The organism is Nostoc commune NIES-4072 (assembly GCF_003113895.1).
GTDB classification, from domain to species: Bacteria; Cyanobacteriota; Cyanobacteriia; order Cyanobacteriales; family Nostocaceae; genus Nostoc; species Nostoc commune.
On the sequence record NZ_BDUD01000001.1, the window covers coordinates 2024647 to 2045389 of the forward strand.

The window sequence follows — 20743 nt, forward strand, 5'->3', positions numbered from 1 at the left end:
ATGCCACAAATCCAACGCTGGTATAAAGGTTTTTCTTATAGAGGAAATCCACAAGAACTTGTCAAGCAAATTTCTGAGCAAGTCCAACGCCACAATCTTGGGAAGTTCGTTCCACTTTTGCGAGTGGAAAAAGGAGCAAAATCACGCAAACAGTTTTACTTTTTTTTAGCGGTTGAAAGTTTGCAAGAAGGTGAAATACCAACCGAAGTTCAATCAACTCTACTTCAACTATCTTTTTTTACATCTGCTATTAAAGGCAGCCCCAGCTTGACTTATGAACAAATAAAACCTATGGTTGGGGTTGCTCATGATGTTTACGAATATACTAACAATATTCCTTATCAGCCTGTACAGCAATTAACCTGTGATAATCCATTTGACTTAATAGAGTCAGTATCAATCAATAATTCATTAATTGATATTGATATGTCGCGTCGATACGAGCAACTTCTTTACTGGCTATCCGCTCTTGGTAGTGGAACTTGGGAATCTTTCAAAGAAGCTTGTGCTGCCCTAAAGATTGAAGAACCCAGAAGGATTTTACGAAGGTTAAGATTGTTAGGATATATAGAGTTTTCTCCAGATGGTTATCGATGGTCTATCGCTCGTATTGCTATTGTTAAAATTCTATCAGATTCAAACTTACAAGAATTTATATTGTGCGGTTCACGAAGCATAAATTTACTTGAAAAACTCACACATCAAACAACATTAGAATTGATAAACCAACCAAGAGGAGAAGCTCCTCCTTGTGTTCGCATTCAAGCTGATAACCCAAGTATTATATCTAATTTAATTGAAGAATTAAGCAAAGAGTTTTCTATCATTAACGCAGGTGAAGTATCGAAGCTGTTAGCTAACATCTTGCCTGAACTGATAACTTGGAAGCAAAGCCTTAGAAATTTACAGGGAATTGTACCAAGTCTCTACGAGTGGGAGCTTTTTGATGGAAACGATTTTGTCAGTTGCGCTTTACCCAGAGAGACTGGTATGTACCGGATGTACAACACAAAAATAAGCGATCGCCCCTTACATACACTTTTTTACGAAAATGGTTGCTGGTTCCAAGGAGACTGGTACGGGCTGAGATTTTTGGCATTACAACACATAGGTCAACAATGTATTGCACGTTACGAAGTTGAAACAAAACGTTTAGCAATACCTGTATCCCAAAGATTGCCAGAAATTTACGAACGCGCTCTGGTGCTGGCATCTGGAATACTACCTAAATATTTTAATTCATGGTTGTTATATGAAAATGTAGAACGAGACGTAATGCTACAAATATGTTATAAACTGCACATCAATTGTGGCGGGGAATCTACTCATGTATGACGTAGTTGGTGCGTATCAAAGGCTTGACCGTATTTATCAGCTATATATTAAAAGTGCTTTTCCGCTACGTTACCGTGCTTTAGCCGAAGAACGCGATCGCCTCCTACAGCAACCAGGCATCTTGAGCCAGCCTCCTTTAGTTGAGCCAGTTCCCATTTACCCCACATCAGGGCTGAATTTGTCGGCCGCCGCCAATCAGTTACCCCTCGAATACCGCAATTTGGCACAACTAGGGCAAATGATTTTCGATCCGGGAGTCCAGCTTTACCAACACCAGTGGGAAAGTTTGCGAGAAGTTGTAGTTAATCAGCGAGATATAGTCGTCACTACTGGTACTGGTTCTGGTAAAACTGAGTGTTTTCTGCTGCCACTTTTAGCACAGTTAGCCAGGGAATCCCAAACTTGGGCAACTAATCCTCAACCACCAAATAATCATCGTTGGTGGGACACAAGTCTCAACGCTTTAGTTGAAGACCAATTACGCCGATTAAGAAAAGCTCTTGAAGCTCCTTCAGTACACTACTGGTTAAATCAATCACCAGGTGGTAGGGGTGGCAACCGAATTACTTTTGGTCGCTATACAGGACAAACTGAAGTTTCTGGAGAAGAAAACCCAAATAGCGTGAGAAGATTACGGCGGGAATTGCAGGAGCGAGAACAAGAATGGCAACAAATACAGCTGATAAACGATCCCGACCTAATTAATTATTTTCCTCGGATTGATGGTGGTGAAATGTGGTCGCGTTGGGATATGCAGGAGGCACCACCAGATATTTTAATTACGAACTACTCAATGCTCAACATTATGATGATGCGGAGCATTGAAGACAATATATTTGATGCCACTCGTGATTGGTTGGCTGAAGCAAATCATCCTGAACGGCAATTTTTCCTCATTATTGACGAACTCCATGCCTACAGGGGAACACCTGGTACGGAAGTTGCTTATATTTTGAGATTATTGTTTTCCCGTCTTGATTTAACACCAGACTCACCTAAACTACGAATTTTAACTACTACTGCGAGTTTAGATAACTCGGCTCAAGGAAGACAGTTTTTGCGGGAATTTTTTGGACGGGATAACTTTGCATTTATTACGGGAACGCAGACATCTCCAAATCAAGGAGCGAGATTTTCGCTTTCTTCCCACGCAAATGCTTTTGCTCAGTTTACACGGGATGTTCAACCAAACCCGTTAAACCCTATGGCACAGCCTGATGCCACATCAAATGCTGTGCTAAACGCAATGTCTCAGTTGGCAACACAACTAGGGCAACCAGCTCCAGCTACACCAGGAATTTCAGCACAAAGGCATCTAGCAGAAGCTTTAGTCAGAGTAGATGCTTCAGATGCGATGCGGGATGCGTGTCGAGAAGTTGATCGTCAAGTTCAGCCTACAAATAATCCTACAGTTCGAGCGGCAAAAGTTAGAGATTTAAATAACCCAACAGATTTAGACTGTAAACTTTTCCCTAATGTACATTATGCAAGGTTAGTATTGCTAATGTTGCTCCTGATGTGGAATCAGACTTTAGCAATTAACCTTCTAAATGATTTTTTGATCCGACAACGCTTAAGCTTTGTATCTCAAGCAATGCGAGGATTACTTTTAGCACTAGCTATGTCTCAAGGGGCTAATGGGCGATCGCCCCAACCAGTGCGAGGGCATTTATTCTTCCACAATTTGCAAAACCTTTGGGCTTGCTGTAACCCTGATTGTAGCGATCCAGCAGTTGATATAACTCTTAGACAAAATAATCAAAATCGCCCTTCTATTGGAGCGATTCACGCTACCCATAGCCTGAGTTGTTCCTGTGGTTATCGCGTTTTAGATTTGATTGTGTGTGAAGTCTGCGGAGAAGTGCTTGTGGGGGGCTACAGGGCAACTCGAAGTAATACTACTAACGTAGAAATTATTACGCCAGACCAGCCCGATTTAGAAGGAATTCCAGACAAAGTTACACAGAATCAATGCTACGGTAACTATCGGGTATTTTGGCCCTTACCTTGGGATACACAACCTTGGGACACCCACCCTCAGAGCATAGAGTGGACTGTTGACAAGATAAAACGCAGGTGGGTTCGTGCCAAACTCAACCGAGCTACAGGTGTATTAACAAGAAATAGCAGCCCACCTCAACCTGATGAAATACCAGGGTGGGTGTACCAAGTTGCGGGTGATCGTCCAGAACAACGAGCATTACCAACGAAGTGTCCCCGTTGCGATGCTGACTATGGAAGGAGAGAAAAATTTCCTACTCCTCTTCGCTCCCATCGCACTGGCTTTCAGAAAGCTTGCCAGGTACTTGCGAGTGGTTTGCTTCGAGAAATGCCAGCACCTGCAAACCTAACGCAACAAAGTCGCTCCTCTCGAAAGTTAGTTATTTTTTCAGATAGTCGCCAAGATGCAGCTAAGTTAGCTGCGGGGATGGAGCGAGATCATTATCGTGATATGGCTCGCTCGTTATTAATTCAATCTTTTAATGACTATTGGCAAGACCTTGAATCGTTTTTGCGGATTACTTGTGCTGTAAATCCAACGATTTTAAATCAATTGCAGGCTTTGAATCCCACTCTTCATGGTGCTGTAACTCAGCACTCGCAGCCAGAGGATATAATTCGACGTGACAAATTTCAAAATGCTAATCCGACTTTAGTAACTCAAGCCTTATCTTGGGTAATGGGTTTATCTTCAAGTAACCCACAAGCTTTACATGAATGGCTGGCATTGCTTCAACGTTATCCAGATCGTGTTCGCTTATTGGAATTACGGCAAAAAGTGAAAGATACCCTTCTGGAATATGGTATTTGTCCGGGTGGTTCAAGTTTCAATATCCTAATGTACCCAACCAGAAATCCAAATCGACCCTGGTTCGAGTGCTATGACTGGACTGGTAATTCAGTTACAAGAATTGTTTACCCTACACAAGAGCAAACAGACCATATCAGTTTGATTGAGGATAAACTAACAGAAGAACTAATGTACGCTCTTTTTCCACATATTGCACGAACTTTAGAGGGGCTTGGGCAAGGTTGGGTAAGTTACAAACCTCAAGGCAATCCTTCTCCAAATGTTATAGAAGTAGTGGATGCGGTAATCCGTGAGTTGGGTATTAGAAAATTACATACCTATAGTGCCTTTGTACCTAACAGCAATAATGCTAACTTACCAGGTTTTGCTGAAAGGTACGTTAATCGAGTTGGTTTAATACCAGAAGATATACGGCAGCAATTATTACAATCAGGATCTGTGGTTAGCAACAATGGCATCAGGCTAGAACCAAATCAACTCTATTTGGTTCCCCCACCTCCTAGAAATCAAAATCTTTCTCGTCCTGGATATCGGTGTGATCGCTGTAATGCCTTCTATCTGCATCAAGCGGCTGGAATTTGTCCAGTTTGTAATAGTGATCGCTGTTCTAACGCACCTCTGCAACCACTCAGTCTCAGCACAACAACTACGGACTTCGATTACTATACTTACCTTTCAGAAGAAGCAGGTCAGCCTTTCCGCATGAATGCGGCGGAATTGACGGGACAAACTGACAGGGGCAATCGTACTGTACGTCAACGTTGGTTTCAGGATATTTTTATTAATCAGGAAATACCTCGTGTTCAAGGAATTGACCTGTTAAGTGTTACAACCACAATGGAAGCAGGGGTTGATATTGGTTCGCTCTTAGCAGTAATGATGGCAAATATGCCTCCCCGTCGCTTTAATTACCAACAAAGGGTCGGACGAGCCGGAAGACGATCTGCGGGTGTTTCTCTTGCTGTTACTTTTTGTCGAGGAAGAAGCCATGATGATTTCTACTTCCAACGTCTAGAAAGTATGACAGGCGACCCGCCACCACCGCCTTATGTCGATATGGAAAGTCAGGAAATTTTTCAGCGAGTTCTAGTTAAGGAAGTGCTGAGACAAGCATTCCCTGTTGCAAGATTAAGCTTGCAAGCAAGTGGCGTTCCATTAACCACCGATGGGGCTGATAGCGTACATGGTGAATTTGGTACTCGTAACGATTGGCCTCATTACGAACCTGAGATCAGAAGTTGGGTAAATGATACAGTAAATGAACCAATAATTTTGCAAGTTTTGGATGCTTTAAGAGTTGAGACGAATTTACCCAATGCTGGTAATGCCCAAATGCTGGCTTATTTACGCAATAACCTCATCCCACTAATTAACAATGTTGTTAATGACCCCTCATACACCCAAAATAACCTGAGTGAGCGGTTGGCAAATGCCGGTTTATTACCTATGTTTGGTTTTCCTACGCGAGTCCGGCTACTTTACACAAACTGGCCTGTTTCTCCCGAACCTTGGCCACCAGAAACGGGGACAGTAGATCGGGATTTAGATATTGCACTTGGCCAATTTGCTCCGAAATCGCAAACCGTTAAAGATAAAGCTGTTCACAATGCTTGTGGTGTAGTTGAATTATACCCTCAAGGTCACAGGGTGAGTTCTGCCGCAGGCTTATTTCCAGCACTACCTGAGGGGAATGAATCTGTAGGGCTATGTGGAAATTGTCAAGCAGTGGTATTTCCCCATACAGGATTAAACCAGCCTCCTCCCGGTGGTATAGAACCACAAAAAACTCAATGTCCGGTATGTGGTGCCAATGAACTACGTTACATAGATGCACGAGAACCCAAAGGATTCTTTACAGATTTGAATCCACAAGATTTTGATGGGCAGTTTGAGTGGCAACCACGCTCAACTAGACCTTCTTTGAGTATAGGTGCTAATGTTCCTTTGCCCTCAGTCGTTGTGAATACCAACGCTGCTATATCTGATTTCAATGAGAACATTATTTCTGTCAATGATAATGGCGGTGAAGGTGGATTTGATTTTTACGAAACGGTTAGGATTAATGAGCGACAGCAAGCAGGTACTTATTTTCATAAACCAGGAGCTTATGCGATCGCTACAAATAATGACTTTGTAAGGACATCAGGTGCTTGTTATCGCATAGCACTATTGTCTAAACGTAAGACAGACATTTTACTAGTAAATCTCAGCCAATGGCAAAATGGTGTTTTTGCACCGCCAACAACAGTAGAAGGGCGTGCAGCTTGGTATTCCTTTGCTTTTTGGTTACGGATAGCTGCTGGTGCGCTTTTGGATATAGACCCACAGGAGTTACAAGCTGGTTTTCGCTCTGTACAGGATCAATCAGGAAGGGTAATTGGTCAAGCATTTTTGTGCGACCAACTAGAAAATGGTGCGGGATACTGTCGCTTTTTGGCACAACCACAGCAGTTCCAAAATCTTTTAGCTCAAATTGACCCTGCTATTCCAAATAGCATTGCTTGGACATGGTTAGCTTCAGGGCATGAGGCAAATTGTGATACATCATGTAACTTATGCTTGCGGGACTACCGAAATCTGCCCTATCACGGAATTTTAGATTGGCGATTGGCTTTAGATATGGCGCGGTTAGTATCTAATGCTTCAGCAATTATTGATTTGCATACTCCTTGGGGTGGTAATCCAAATCCTTGGCTGAGGTTAATTCAAGGAACTCAATCACCTATTCCCGCTTCGTTTCAACGTTTAAATTATGGTTCACCAACTCATTTTGGAACGCTAGTTGGATTTGTTCACCAAAGTCGAGACCGTCGAATAATCAGAATTTTGCACCATCCTTTATGGCAGGATGACCATCCTGAGTGGATTGCAGCTAGAACAGCAGCGCTAACCCAGCATCCCAATTATGAAGTTTTGCCTGCCAATCCATTTATGGCTCTTCGGCGACCAGGGGATTACGTGTAAAGTGCGATCACTCTCGTTAATTTTTCATAAGTTTAAGATATTGAACAAAAGTTAAGCCTGGCTTATCTTTTAGCCAATACAAATCAGTCTTTAACGTTTGACTGTCATTAGCTACAAGAACATTTACCAGAACCTATCCCACTAATAATATTTGTGCTAAAAAGCTTAAGCTTGTTGAGAACTAAAAACGAACAATTAAGCTTTTAAAGCACATTTTACGAAAAGAAGTAGGGATTTTTAGAATAGTGTCATAGGCTCCAGTATCCTGATGGATATTCCTTGGGAAAATTAAAAATTGGAATTATCTTGGACATACTACCTTATAAGCTTATAAGCAAAAAGTTTATTCTATTTTATCATTTATCAGTTAGTAGGAGTGTTAATCTAGTTCAAATACTGCTATTCAGAGTTCCCAACGCTTTCAGAATAAACATTAATCTCGTTGGCGCAGAATAATCTCTAAGCGCCCTTTTTCATACAAATTTTTTAAAATTTTCCATACATCCTGAGTATCTTGGAAAGTTTGAAAAATTTGGCTAATTGTAAAACCACTTTCAACCGTGGTAATAATACTTAAAAGTTTTTTCTCTTCTTCTAAAAGATTTTCATGCTTTTGACTCATAATTTTTCTTAATTCCTCACGAAACCCCACACATTTCTCAAAAATAAATTTAATTTCGTTAATCTGGGATTCAAGGTTTTTCAAGTCAGCGATTGCAGATAGCAATAAGTCCCTTTTCGATAGTAACTGTGTTTTGAAGTTGCTAACTTGATTCAAAAGTTCAGTTACATCATGTTCGCAGTTTTGAGCAATAAAGCACAAATCTTTTTCTATTTGCTCCCAATTTGAAATCTGATTACCACACTCCTGAACAAGCTTTTCTAAAACAATTTCTCTTAGGACTTCATAAGAACCTTCACAGTCTTCATCATCATATTTGCATCGATTTTTCAAATAGTTATCTGCTGGAATAATTTGACTTAATAAAGCTTGATATTGATTTAGTAGTTGCTCGAAAGCCTTTCGACGCAATCGCCGTTCCCCCTTAATCTGTTCTTCAATTTCAACCAAGGGTTTTTGTAGCAGATCGTATTCTATAAAACTTTCCACCCCATGACGGCTAAAATGCTCTACCACTCGGTCAACAAACTCATCGTCATACTGTAATAGATGTTCTGAATCGTTATTCAAACTGTTTCGTAAATTCTCAGCGCCTGTCAAAATAATTCGCCACTGTTCGAGACCAGCTACTAAATCTTGTAGTTTTTTTCGAGTGCTTTCGTTAGTTTGCAAAAACTGCTTACAGCGATTGAGTTGATGATGCAATTTCAGAATGTCTGCTTCATCTAATACAACGGAACTGGCTAGATTATAGCAATCTTTATCAAGCTGCAAAAATTGTTTTTCTAAAGTCTTTCGGTAGTCATTGAGACAATCTTCTAAGCTACTCGTGCTAAGAATTGGCTCACTAACTTTAGAAGCTTTCAATCTGAGCGTGAATTTTTTTAATTTCCGTGTAATTTCACCTAGTTCTTTTTGCAGAGTATAGCGTTTTTCGTGGCAAAATACTTCAAGCCGATCATTTAGGTTTTGTATTGTTCTGTGAACTCCATCAAGAACCACATCATCATTGTAGTGTGTGAGATTATGTGCAGCCTTTACGTCATCAACCTCTTGCAATAAAGTTAGTTGTATATCTTCAGTTTTCTTAAAATCTTTTGGTGAACTTGCTACTGAAAAAAGAGTTTTTTCTACTTCCTTGAATTCGCTAATAACCTCCTGTAAAAGCTTCTCATCAAAAATTTCTAGTAACAAATAAACCTGAGCGCGAAGTTCATTTAACTGACCCTTTAGGTCATTAGGGTCTAGTTCTGCTACAGAAGTACGAATGATTCCTCTTGTCGCTCCCATTGTACATAGCGACGGAGTTGCAAGCATTCCAGTGCTTCCTCAAACTCTTCTTGAAGATAGCCAAGTTTTTTGACCTCTTTCCATATCTCTAAACAGTTTAGTTCTTGGATAATTTCCTGACCCTGCACAGCCTCAACTGCCTCTTTTGATTTCAGTTTGTCTTGAATAAAGGATTCCAGAGGATGAGCAGCAAATTGAACTTGAGAATTTTCTGTTTTCTTCCCAGCAATTTTGCATTCACTAATCAAACCGTGCTGTTTCAAAATTCCCAAAAGGCTAGGCAGACCAGAACCGGCAGTTTCAAATAACTTTTCAAAGTCTTCCTTTGAGGCTTGATACAACTGACGACCTCGGCGAACAAACAACGGAATATTCTCAAGCGCTACCTTATACTTGAGAAGTGCTGGACGCAGATTGGTGTAGAAAGATTGATACTTAGGAAATAGAGTTTTACACTTTTGATAAAACACAGATTCTATCAGTTTTGTTTCCGCACCATTCACTGCTTCTAGACCAAGAATTTTCCAGGTTTCTGATGCAATTGATGGGAACAGGAGGCGTAGAGCTAAAGCGTGGCATTCCTGACGGTGGTGTTCTAATCTATCTCTATCTGCTTTGCTGACTTCAGGATGGCTTGAAAGCCAGTTTTGAATATAATCAGATAAATTAAGCAGTGTACAAGCTGAACACTGTTCGGCAACCATGATTTTACGGAGTAAGCCGAAAGCTGCGGGATATTCCTTTTCAAAGCTTCGATCAAGCTGAAGGTGGAAATCTACTTGACCTGTCCCCGCGATCGCAGTTAATCTTTGTGGAACATTAACTGTATTCTGGTCATAGCTCAGGTAAAATCGCCAGTCTAAGTGAGTTTCTTGCGGCGGAGTAAATCTCATCAAGTCAGAGTCTTCACCACCAACACTAATGACGACAGAACGGTTGGGAAACTCTAAATTGTATCTCTCAGGAGATCCGGTCAAAAAATTATAAAATCCAAATCTATCCTCTTGCCATTCACTTTTATAGCGCCAATTCCAATTGGCTTTCTGACCAGAGCGAGAAACTGGGAAAAGTAAGGGTAGAATTTCCCGGCAGAAAATCGTTGTTGCTATCTTTTCTTTATGAGCATCATTCCACTCTCCAAACCAGCTGCGACGAAATAACCCAAGAATTTTATCAATGACTGTAGGAGGAGCTGTTTGAAGAAGAGCAACTAAGGCAAAGCTACGTTCGGTTGGTTGTACAATGTACGAACCATAAAAATTGTCGTCTTCCGCCAGCTTTTTTAAACTCTTTAACAGCCCGAATTTCTCAGCTATACTTGCGTTTACACCCGATGGAAAACAAGCAAGAAGCTTAATTACTTCTCGTCCTTGCCGATGTTTTTGAAAGGAAATTAGTGACTCAACTTTGTTAATAGCATCACTAATTTTGTGCTGCTGCGTACCGTATAGCTGCACTCGTCCCTCAAGATAATCCTCAATCAAATTCAGAGGAGTATACGGTTTCCCTTTTTCTTGAGCAAAAGTAACTATGCGTTTAAAGACTTCGATGACGGTGCGAGGGCCGTTTCCTAAATCTTTGCGCTCGCACAACTGTCCTAAACTTTCAAGCGTTGCTAAATCTACTAACGGGGTTCCCTGAAACTTATCCTCTGGCAAAAACTTCTCACACAAAAAGTCCCAAAGCTTACCCGGAAAATCAGATTTATAAGCGTCAGTTAATCGTAGCGATACTTTCTGCTCCTGCATCCTGTGGATAATATCACCAGCCTGTTCTTCAATCGCTGATTCAGTGGGTGTGGTAGGCATTCCCAGAATGAGTGCGACAGGTGTAGAACCTAAAGCCCGCATTCCTTTGACTAAATCGCTCAAAATCTGGATACGAACGCTAGATCCTTCTTCAGTGCGTAGGAATTCTTGACATTCGTCAGCAAATATTGCTAAACCCTTAAAACCTGCTTCGCGCAGGATAGAAACGCTTTCCTGCCAAAAATTCAAAACACTATCAGTATTTGTGGTGTCAGTTTTTAATTCTTGAACAATTTTGAGCGCTTTATCTTCAGATACTTTGTACTTACGGGCTATTTCTGCGGCTTGCAATGCTTGAGTCTTGAGTCCGTACTTGTAATACAGTGCCTCAATTTCAGGAATAAGAGCAGGAGAAGATTTTTCTAAACTTGCCTTAATCCAGCCATAAGTAGCAACCATTAAGTTGCCCAATTCTTTAAATTTGAACGGTGGCACAGCTACAATTTTATTCTGCTTGCATTCAGACCACAAATAAATTAGGGTTGCTGTTTTACCATAGCCATAGTCAGCACTTAGGTAGCCATTGACAGGCTTTCCCTTACCAATTTCATCAATTAAACGGTCTCGAAGTATTTTAACTTGTTCCAGAGGGTCGTAGCTGGTAGCATATAATTCATAATTATGGGCTACACTTTCAAGTTCGCTTTCAATCTGAAATGGACTAACGGTATCAACAATTGCTTGAATTAATTCTAGTTGCTCTAATAATTTCTTCATAAATAGTCGTTTAATGTAGAGGTTTGAAGATAATATAAATTTTTAAATTAATTGAGTCCACTCTGGGGATTTAGTTAACATAATCCACTGTCCATAACCCCCTTCATACCCATAGTCAAAGAACCCTCCTTGGTCATAATCATACGTGCATTTTGCATTATCTAGAGTGCCGTCTAACCCACTCGAATCTAGCAAAAGCATTTGACAGATAGCGTCTTTAATGTCTTCGCGTAAGAAAATCTTAGTTCCATAGGTTCGTTGGCGTTGTTTGTAAATGGTGTCTACCACCATTAGAAAAATAGGAGCAGCGCAGAAGTAGCGACGGCTGAAGTATTCTGATTTTCCTTCTGATTTAATTACACAGGGTGATAGAGAATGTAACCAGTTCAAGACACCAGTAATACTGCTTTCACTGAATGCTATTTCACTGGCAGGGAGTTCAAAGTTCACAGTAGCTTTTTCAATCACTTCTCCCACTATGGACTTTCTTTCAGCAGGTGATAAAAGAACTTCTTTTCGTAACCACAGTTGTTGTACAACAGTTGCATAAGCCCATGAGAACCTTTTATCAGCGTCGAAAAGATGTAGCTGATAAATTACCAAGTGTAAAAAATCGCCCAGTAGGGATGGGTTTGATTGTTGAATATCAGCCGCTATTTTCCCTAGTGGAGTTAAACCAGATGGATTCTTTTTGTCGATAATAGAAAGGTTACGCAGAAAGGGAAAAACATTTTTTTGTAAAACAGTAGCTCCAAGTTGACACAGAGCAGCTAACTGATAAATATCAGTTTTTTGAATAGAAAAATTTTCCAGAATAATCGCAGCTCTTTCCAATGTGGTGTTCTGCTGTAGATGGAGAGTCAATTTTTTGTTCATAAATCACGCTCCAATGTATCCAACCAAGCGACTAGGTTGTGCATAATTCGATGAGTCCGGCTGGTTCTTAATTGCTCAATACTTTCACAAAAATAGCAAGAGTGGTCGGTATCTAATTTGAGCTTTTCTATACCCGCTTTAGTGGTTTCAAAACTACGCCTCACTGTAATTTGAATTTGAGATTTATTGGGGAAAAAGATACTGCCAAAGCCTCCAGCTTTCCACCAAGTTGTGCTATCGAGAGTATCGGGGATTAAGTTATGTCTGCGGAGGCGATTATAGCTGTTTGGCCCGCCAATCCCAAAACAGTGAACGAGCATTCCATGTTCTCTAGCAATATCACAGACTTTTTTAAATAATGCCAAGCTCTCCTGAGAGATCATATTGACACTCCCGTTAGGGCCTGATGTTCCCCAAGAACCAAAGCCAATTCTGCGAATGCCAAGCCTCGCATAGGTTTCGATACAACGATTGATTTGCTTGATAGTGCGTCCCTGTACGGGAGCGATCGCACGCTCTTGTATATAATTAGGCATTTTGCTATAGAATGCCTCACAATGGTAGAGAGTGTCACGGACTTTGTACTCTACAATCTCATTATCATCTGTGCTTAAAGGTACAATATCAGGCAACACATACCCATCTGCCCACTGGTTTTCTTTATAAAATTTATCTAAAAAGGCAAGAAGTTCATCATAAGTTCGTTTACCTTGCTGCACTTGATAAGCACCACAATCTAACCAGACACTTTTAATGTTTTCTACATCTTTTTGTTGCTGCAAAAATTTGGTAGTAGATGGTGGGCAAGCAATAGGTGAATAAATAACGTAAGCAAAGGGATTACGTTCCAAATCACCGCCTGATTTCCATAGTTCAAAAAGGCGCTGCAATTGAGAACCGCCAGCACTAAAAGATGCAACAAATTGAGAACTTAATGGTGTTGCAGACACTAATTTTTTGTGCCACACAACTAAACTGCGTTTTATTCCTGGTTCAATATTGACTCGACTAAAGCCCATTCGGTAATAAAAGCCATTAGCTTCCAAATCTAATGGACATTTGAGGCGTAAAGTTTTTATACCGGATGTTCTGCTATATTCTTCCCATGCTCTAATTAGTTTAAGACCTACCCCTTGTCGGCGGTGAGATGGGGAAACAGAAAGATGGTATAAAGTGGATATCTTGTCACGCCTGTGATGAAAATGCAAGAAGCCATGAGACGTACATAAAATTTCCTTATGAGCTATTGCCTCAGCCAAAGTAGCTCTATTAACAAAACCTATCTCATGGCGATGGGCATCTGCGAGAGCCTTGACAAAAGGTAAGTCTTTTTCTGTTGCAAATGTCACTGTAGTTTCTAAGGATTTAATCTGCACGTACTCCACCCAAGAACCTTTTTTAACTCCATATATCAATAAAGCTTTTATAACTTAACATTTTTACATAACCAATTTGCCAAATTAGCCTGTTTTACTATAAGGCTCATGTTTGATTTTTGAAATATACGCACTATCCGAAAGCGTTGCGTTACGCACTGTCCGAAAGCTTTGGTGCATTACGGACTCCGACGTAACGCACCCTACTTATACTTAGATTTTTTTAAATCCAATGGATTGCAATATTACAATATACTTTGAGTAATTTCAACCAAGTACCCAGGACTTTTGTTCAAATCATATCTCACCTAAACTACGAGCCAATTGTCGTATCAGAAAGGCTACTCGCAAGTGTTTGGTATTGAAAGCATCTACAAAAACATAATCAACTCCAACTGGATTTTCGCTGGTTCTCACAGTTGAGTTATCCTTAAGCCTAATAATCGGACTAGAACTCTTAAAATCTCGCTGATGTAGGCGAGTTATTCCAAGAAGGCTTTCTAATATCAAAATTATTGCCAAGGATGAAAGTAAGGGACTCCAGAAATTAAATCTATCCTGATGCGATCGCTTTCATCTTAATCTCCTCATTGTTTGTAAACTGTAGTAGCCCAAAATTCTAATGCTTGTTTACTGCTGTAGCTATTATATGAGTGAGAAGGGTAAAAAAGAAACTAAAATGTATATTTATGTTGCAGATGTTGTATTCGTTGCTTGGAATAACGAGAGGGGTCAGCTTCTAAAGCGATTGCGCGGTAAAAAATCGCGGCAGAAACTAGCTGATGAAATTGCAGCCACAGGAGGAGAATGCTCCCATCAGAACATCAAAAAACTAGAGTACGGTGAGTCTGAAAGTGTTTCTATTAAAGTATTAGAGGCTATTTGTGCAGCATTGGATATTTCTCTAAGCGACTTCCTTAGCACTCTTGAAGTAACTAATTAAAGTTTTAGACATTTTCTTGATTTTTAGCTACTAAAGTAACTAATATATTGATAAAAGCAAAAAGGCGATCGCTCTCCGTCCAAAGATTGCGATCGCCTTTTGTTAAACCCCATCAATGAGGTTACAAAGAAAGGCAGAGGGCAGTCCCAATGAAAAAATTTCATCACCATGAATGAAAATGTGATGTGAGACGGATCTATATAGATACTCATCGAAGGAGTATTTTCAAGTCAGAAGGCAGTCCCAATGAAAAAATTTCATCACCATGAATGAAAATGTGATGTGAGACGGATCTATATAGATACTCATCGAAGGAGTATTTTCAAGTCAGAAGGAAAGAAGTATTAATAAAAACTTTCATTTGCAGGGTATAAAGCCCAGTTTAAACAAAGAATTGTATCGAGACGCGTAGCGCGAGATACAAAGCGTCCAAGCTTGCTATCCCACGTTTTTAAACGTGGGTTCCTTCTGACTTCGTACTTCTGCCTTCTGAATCAGATGATTGTACAAGATGAGTTTGACAACCAAGCCTCGGCTCAAGCAGAGTTTGAGGAATATGTTGACCACTTAGCTGACGCAGTAGCGCCAGAAATTGAAATTGACTCAGTGCCAGATGATTTGGGAGAACTTTGTCGAGTTTGGAACGGTCCCCAACTTCTGGGAACTTTTTACCAGAATCTTGAAGGCAAATGGATAGCGCAACCCTGTAATAGCGATAAAAGACATTGCTGTGACACTTCTGATTCAGCGCTGCTTTTGATTATTGCTGTCAACGGCTTACTGGTCGCGGATGTAGCTTAGAACTCAATATTTTTCTCATCACTTAGAGACGTGTTAAATTCACGTCTCTTTCTTGTTTGGAGCTTTTGATAGACAGAACTATCATCAAGAAAGTGTTATTAATTTAATTCCGTTGCTTATAAAGCAATACGGTTCAGTTAAGCCTCAAATTTATGTACACTAGGGATTGTTCCCATGAATGAAAATTGAGTGTGGTGCATCTTAAGGATTTCTCGTTGGTGTCTCCTGAGATACAAAGCGGTGACTTGCTTAAAGCAATTGAGATGGCGATCCCAGCTTCTGTCATCGAACAGGCGATCGCTAATACTAAAACTGAAGAAGAACGCAAGCGAGCGCTACCAGCACAATTAGTAGTATGTCTGGTAATAGCAATGAGTTTTTGGTCTAGAGACTCGATGCGAGATGTGCTTAAAAACCGGTGGAGATGGGATCAGGACTTACGCATTGACAGAAATATCATGATGTGAATTTAAGCAAGATTTCTGTGCTAGCTGTTCTAGGATGAAGTCACGAGCTACTTGAAGAGATAAATTTCTCTGGACTTCGTACCAGTTTTCAATTAACTCTTCAGTTCGCATTAATTCTAGTTGGGTGAAAGCGCGGATAGCACTAAAAAAGTGAGTTCTAATTGCCTCAGATGTCCTCACCATGAATAGCTCAACTCCACACACTTGCTTGATGGCTCGATGGTAACATTCAATTCCCCAATGAATCGAATGTAACTCCTTAAACTCGACGAGAGAAATTCAAAATAGTGCATCTTTGTCAGACACATACATGACATAATATCTGGGGATTTCGTTTTTGAAAATTCGCCGAAATATTTTCACTTGTCCAAACTTTTTCAGATGAACTATTAAACCGTTATCTGGAATTTCTAGATTTTGGACTTGGGTAAAATTTTTACCATCAACTGAACATAAACGATTTTTGGCTATACCAGTTAAAAACTCTAATCCCTTGTCTCTAAAGAACTTCAGGTTTTTATTACTGGAATACCAAGCATCAGTAGTCACTGCTTTCGGCTCTAAACCCCAAACCAAAACCTCAGCAATCATATCTCGCAAATAATCATTTTTAGTTTGACCATCCTGTTTGTCATATATTCGATAATTTACAGGTACAGATTTACCTGATAAGTCCGTGTAATACAAGGTAATTAGCTGAATGCCTTTGACTGTACGATGATGCCTTCCTGAATAGATATAACCAATTAATTCTGTTAATTTTGGGTCACTATGAGGCTTATCAATTACTGTATCATCTCCACTTAATATGCCACCTACTAAGTTGATATATGGCTTAACTTCATCAAATAAATCCTTTGGTTCATATCGCTCACGCAGCAAAAATCTGTTGACGCTATCATGTGACAAATCTTCCATGATATCTGCCAAACGTGTGCAGCCTGGATACAAAGATTGCTGCCAATAGAAACAGAGTATAAGTGTTCAGATCACACTTGGCGGTCGATGGCTTGGTTGTCGCTCTGATTGCCCATATCCTCAATAGAGACAGTATAAATTATCCGTCTTTCCAGCCCCCCTGCTGACTAGCGATCGCCTATTCTTTTCCGATTTCACATACTGCATTTATTGTCTTTTTTGTCAATGCGTAAGTTCTGGCTTGTTCTGCAAGGAATTTTACATTGGCGGGTATTCTTCCTAAATAATCACACCCCTTGGACGCTGTTGCCTGTACCATTGCATATGAGTGCAATCCCCTATCCCACATCAACAACATCCCTGATTCTACAGAGCGTAATAATTTCAATGCCCGCACTCGTTCTCTGATTTAGAGAGCATATTGCTTCTAGCTTTTTCAAACCATTGTTCCTTTTCTGCTTGATCACAGCTATAGTACATATCCTTGCCTCTGAGTTTAATGCCTTTAGCAGTGATAGTGCTTTTTCTCTAGCTCTGTTGATTGCTTAACTGTTCGGGCAATCTGAACCTGCTTTCCATTCTGATTTACTGTAAGCATGAAATCAGTTGTTAAGACATAAGGAGTACCACTTTGTAGGTCTACAGGATACTTTATACCCATCTCCGTAGCGATACTCATCGCTAGGTCAAGGTCGTCTAGAGGGAATTGCTCTCTTGTATCTGTGACGACATCTGACCACTCAAATAAATAAAATAATCGTTTTTCTTGGTCTGACAAGAAATGATGTACTCGGTTGCTTTTCCAGCCAGGAGTCCTAGACGAGCGACCTTTCGAGGGAAAATCTTGGATTGTAATCCAGGGCTTATAGTCTTTACCACTCCCCCCGCATTTCTCACAAGCGGTGCGATCGCTATTACCAAACCTTTATCAGGCTTAGATTTTGAGCGTTTTAGACACTGCACGAATCACAACAATATGTGAACGGCGTATTTTATCTCAAGTCTAAGTGGCATAAGCGTTTTGGGCTACTCGTTTAAACCTTTGTGAGAAATCCGGGTCCCCCGCCCACGACCTTCTTTTCTATAGCGCTCAAATTTGGCTTGTGTCCATTCTCCTCTGCCTCTAACCATAAAAATAACCCCTGAGAGCGATCGCATATCTTCTTAATACAAGCGTACTCTCTAAAGGGTTATTGTTCAACCGAATTATTAATTGTTTAGCCGAATTATTAATTGTTTAACCGAATTATTCCTCCACAAAAGTTGTAGAAGTATAAAATTATACTATTCTACAGTGACACTTTTAGCAAGGTTACGAGGTTGATCGACATCTAAACCGCGACGAGCGGCAATATGATAAGCCAATAATTGCAAAGGAACTACTGTCAGAATTGGAGAAAGTAATTCTTCTACATGAGAGACGGGAAGAAGATCGTTAAAGATTTCCGCAGCTTCGCCATCGTTGACGGGAGTCACGCCAATTAACCGAGAATCTCTAGCTTTGGCTTCTTGAGCATTAGAAATAACTTTTTCGTAAACACTACCAGGGATTGCGATCGCAACTACTGGTACTTTCGCATCTAAAAGTGCGATCGGGCCATGTTTCATTTCTCCAGCCGGATACCCTTCGGCGTGAATATAGCTGATTTCTTTTAATTTCAATGCCCCTTCCAAAGCAATGGGAAAGTTAATTCCCCTTCCCACAAAAATAAAATCTTGAGTTTCGGCGAATTCGTGGGCTAGCTGTTCGGTTAAACGTTCCTGACTTTCTAAAGTTGCTTCAATTTCTTTAGGAATTTGCCGTAACCCATTAATAATTTTCTCTAAAATATCTTTTGAAACTGTTTGACGACGAGCTGCTAAATCCAATGCCAATGCATAAAATGCCATTAGTTGGGCAGTAAAAGTTTTTGTCGCGGCTACTCCAATTTCAATTCCCGCTAGGGTACTGATAACATGCGGTACTAGATGACCAAGGCTACTTTCGGGGCGATTCGTAATGCCCAATAGTCGCGCTTCATATTTGGGTTCTTTCCCCTGGCGACGTTCTTTTTCCATCGCCAAAGCTGCTAGGGTATCGGCGGTTTCACCTGATTGGGTAACACCGATGATCAACGTGTTAGATGTCAATGGTGATGGTGCATAACGATACTCAGAAGCATAATGTACCTGAGTTGAAATTCCTGCTAGTTGTTCGAGTAAATATTTTCCAATTAATGCTGCGTGCCAACTCGTACCACAGGCGAGGATCTGAATTTGTTCTAAATCGTTGTATAAATCCGCAGGTAAACCAAGATTGATTGGCGATTCGGTTGATTCGGCTCGATTAAAGTAAGCGTCTAAACTAGCTCTTACTACCCCTGGTTGCTCATGGATTTCTTTGAGCATGAAGTGTTTGAATCCCTGCTTTTCTACCATTGCAGGATTGAAGTTGAGCAGTCGGGGTTGTTTTTTCAACCTGTCGCCAGCAAAATTGTAAATCTCAACGCCCAAAGGAGTAAGGCGGGCAATTTCGCCATTTTCCAAAGGTAGCATTGCACGAGTGTAGGCAACGATCGCAGGCGTGTCAGACGCACAAAAGAACTCCCCTTGCCCAAAACCAATTACCAAAGGCGCTTGCTGGCGAACAACAATCAATTCATCAGGATAGTCAGCAGAAACAACTGCGATCGCAAATGCCCCGTGCAAGCGGTTAACTGCTTGGCGAATTCCCTCTAGAAAAGGGGATAAGGAAGATGAGGCAGATGAAGGGGGAAGATTCTTTAAAAATTCGGCTATAAGATGGGGAATTACTTCTGTATCGGTTTCAGAAAGAAACTGGTGTCCTTTTCCTTTGAGTTCCTCGCGTAACTCGCGGTAATTTTCGATAATACCATTTTGCACCACCGCCACTCGCTTTGCCGTATCCATGTGAGGATGGGCATTGTACTCTTCTGGTTTACCATGAGTTGCCCAGCGAGTGTGACCAATACCAATTTGGGCAGGAGTTTCTATTTGTTCCAGTTTAGAACGCAGGTTATGCAGTTTGCCCTTTGCCCGCACACAATTAACCTCACCTTCCCAAACAGTAGCGATTCCAGCAGAATCGTAACCCCTATACTCTAGTTTTTCCAGTCCAGCTAATAAAATGTCTGTCGCCGCTTGAGTGCCTATATATCCAACGATTCCGCACATTGTTCACACCACTTCTTTTTCAGGATGATTAGATCCAGTATAGTTGGTAGCACAAAGTAGCCTTTTTGCAAATAAAAAAGGGAGTAAATTACTCCCTCTGCCACTAGGTATTTTTAAAGATGCTTGCTATTAAGAAACTTTTAAAGTTTTGAACACTGAGTTCTGAGTTCTGAGTTCCGTTAGCGTAGCAGGGCGTGGCCCGTGCTGAGTGAAGAATCAAGAAATTGCTTTTTTGATTTACTTCTTTTGCCTCTGGACTCAAGACTCAGAACTCAGGGGGAACTCTGAGCAAAGCAAAGGCTTGCGCTTCAACCTTTCTAGAAGAACGGTTGGGCAGTAGACCTGCATTGCGATCAGAAGTTCGGTGACTTAGCACTGAGCTTTTTAGTAAGCCAGACCCATACTGCGAGTTGTTTCAGCGCCCAGGTAAACCCGGATGCTCAAAAAGTCGGTGGGACAAGCGGTTTCGCAGCGCTTACAGCCCACGCAGTCTTCTGTACGGGGTGAAGAGGCAATTTGAGCAGCTTTACAGCCATCCCAAGGAACCATCTCTAGTACATCAGTAGGGCAAGCGCGGACGCATTGGGTGCAACCAATGCAGGTATCGTAGATTTTTACGGTATGAGACATTGAAAAAACC

11 protein-coding genes and 3 pseudogenes are annotated in these 20743 nt (G+C 40.8%); 5 read left to right on the top strand and 9 right to left on the bottom strand.

Annotated elements, in window-relative coordinates:
* Both CDC33_RS09120 and CDC33_RS40275 read left to right on the top strand, forming a co-directional pair.
* A complete protein-coding gene (locus CDC33_RS09120) occupies positions 1-1335 on the top strand; it encodes a hypothetical protein (RefSeq protein ID WP_109008215.1) in 1335 nt (444 codons plus the stop codon).
* A complete protein-coding gene (locus CDC33_RS40275) occupies positions 1328-7111 on the top strand; it encodes a DEAD/DEAH box helicase (RefSeq protein ID WP_244919182.1) in 5784 nt (1927 codons plus the stop codon). The genes CDC33_RS09120 and CDC33_RS40275 overlap by 8 nt, the downstream gene beginning before the upstream one ends.
* A 433-nt stretch (positions 7112-7544) precedes the next feature.
* Here CDC33_RS40275 and CDC33_RS39770 read toward each other — a convergent pair whose 3' ends face one another.
* Genes CDC33_RS39770 through CDC33_RS09145 form a run of 4 tightly spaced genes read right to left on the bottom strand, consistent with a single transcriptional unit; the run spans position 7545 to position 13773 of the window.
* The gene (locus CDC33_RS39770; RefSeq protein WP_219930005.1) at positions 7545-9050 is read right to left on the bottom strand and encodes a hypothetical protein; all 1506 of its coding nucleotides are present in this window, start codon (positions 9048-9050) and stop codon (positions 7545-7547) included.
* Positions 8987-11548 carry a hypothetical protein gene (locus CDC33_RS39775; RefSeq protein WP_219930006.1) on the bottom strand — a complete coding sequence of 854 codons (2562 nt, stop codon included), beginning with the start codon at positions 11546-11548 and terminating at the stop codon, positions 8987-8989. The genes CDC33_RS39770 and CDC33_RS39775 overlap by 64 nt, the downstream gene beginning before the upstream one ends.
* Positions 11549-11590: 42 nt before the next feature.
* Positions 11591-12424 (bottom strand): hypothetical protein, encoded by an 834-nt coding sequence (locus tag CDC33_RS09140; protein WP_109008216.1) that lies wholly within the window; start codon positions 12422-12424, stop codon positions 11591-11593.
* Positions 12421-13773, bottom strand: coding sequence for a GNAT family N-acetyltransferase (locus CDC33_RS09145; RefSeq protein WP_219930007.1), 1353 nt, complete (start codon positions 13771-13773; stop codon positions 12421-12423). The genes CDC33_RS09140 and CDC33_RS09145 overlap by 4 nt, the downstream gene beginning before the upstream one ends.
* Positions 13774-14479: 706 nt before the next feature.
* Here CDC33_RS09145 and CDC33_RS09155 point away from each other — a divergent pair.
* The 3 genes and pseudogenes from CDC33_RS09155 to CDC33_RS09165 all read left to right on the top strand — a co-directional run.
* Positions 14480-14743: a helix-turn-helix domain-containing protein gene (locus CDC33_RS09155; protein WP_244919183.1), complete on the top strand. Its 264-nt coding sequence runs from the start codon at positions 14480-14482 to the stop codon at positions 14741-14743.
* 498 nt (positions 14744-15241) lie between these two features.
* Positions 15242-15544, top strand: coding sequence for a hypothetical protein (locus tag CDC33_RS09160; protein WP_109008220.1), 303 nt, complete (start codon positions 15242-15244; stop codon positions 15542-15544).
* Between the two features lie 263 nt (positions 15545-15807).
* A pseudogene (locus CDC33_RS09165) lies at positions 15808-15960 on the top strand (transposase domain-containing protein); the annotation flags it as partial.
* A gap of 21 nt (positions 15961-15981) precedes the next feature.
* On the opposite strand, the pseudogene CDC33_RS09170 reads toward CDC33_RS09165, so the two are convergent.
* The 5 genes and pseudogenes from CDC33_RS09170 to psaC all read right to left on the bottom strand — a co-directional run bounded on the left by CDC33_RS09170 (position 15982) and on the right by psaC (position 20733).
* A pseudogene (locus CDC33_RS09170) lies at positions 15982-17038 on the bottom strand (IS701 family transposase).
* Between the two features lie 132 nt (positions 17039-17170).
* A pseudogene (locus tag CDC33_RS09175) lies at positions 17171-17338 on the bottom strand (IS4 family transposase); the annotation flags it as partial.
* A gap of 96 nt (positions 17339-17434) precedes the next feature.
* Positions 17435-17707, bottom strand: coding sequence for a TnsA endonuclease N-terminal domain-containing protein (locus CDC33_RS09180; protein ID WP_244919184.1), 273 nt, complete (start codon positions 17705-17707; stop codon positions 17435-17437).
* A gap of 506 nt (positions 17708-18213) precedes the next feature.
* Positions 18214-20103 (bottom strand): glutamine--fructose-6-phosphate transaminase (isomerizing), encoded by a 1890-nt coding sequence (glmS, locus tag CDC33_RS09185; RefSeq protein ID WP_109008221.1) that lies wholly within the window; start codon positions 20101-20103, stop codon positions 18214-18216.
* 384 nt (positions 20104-20487) lie between these two features.
* Positions 20488-20733, bottom strand: coding sequence for a photosystem I iron-sulfur center protein PsaC (gene psaC, locus CDC33_RS09190; RefSeq protein ID WP_012411495.1), 246 nt, complete (start codon positions 20731-20733; stop codon positions 20488-20490).
* Positions 20734-20743: the final 10 nt, after the last annotated feature.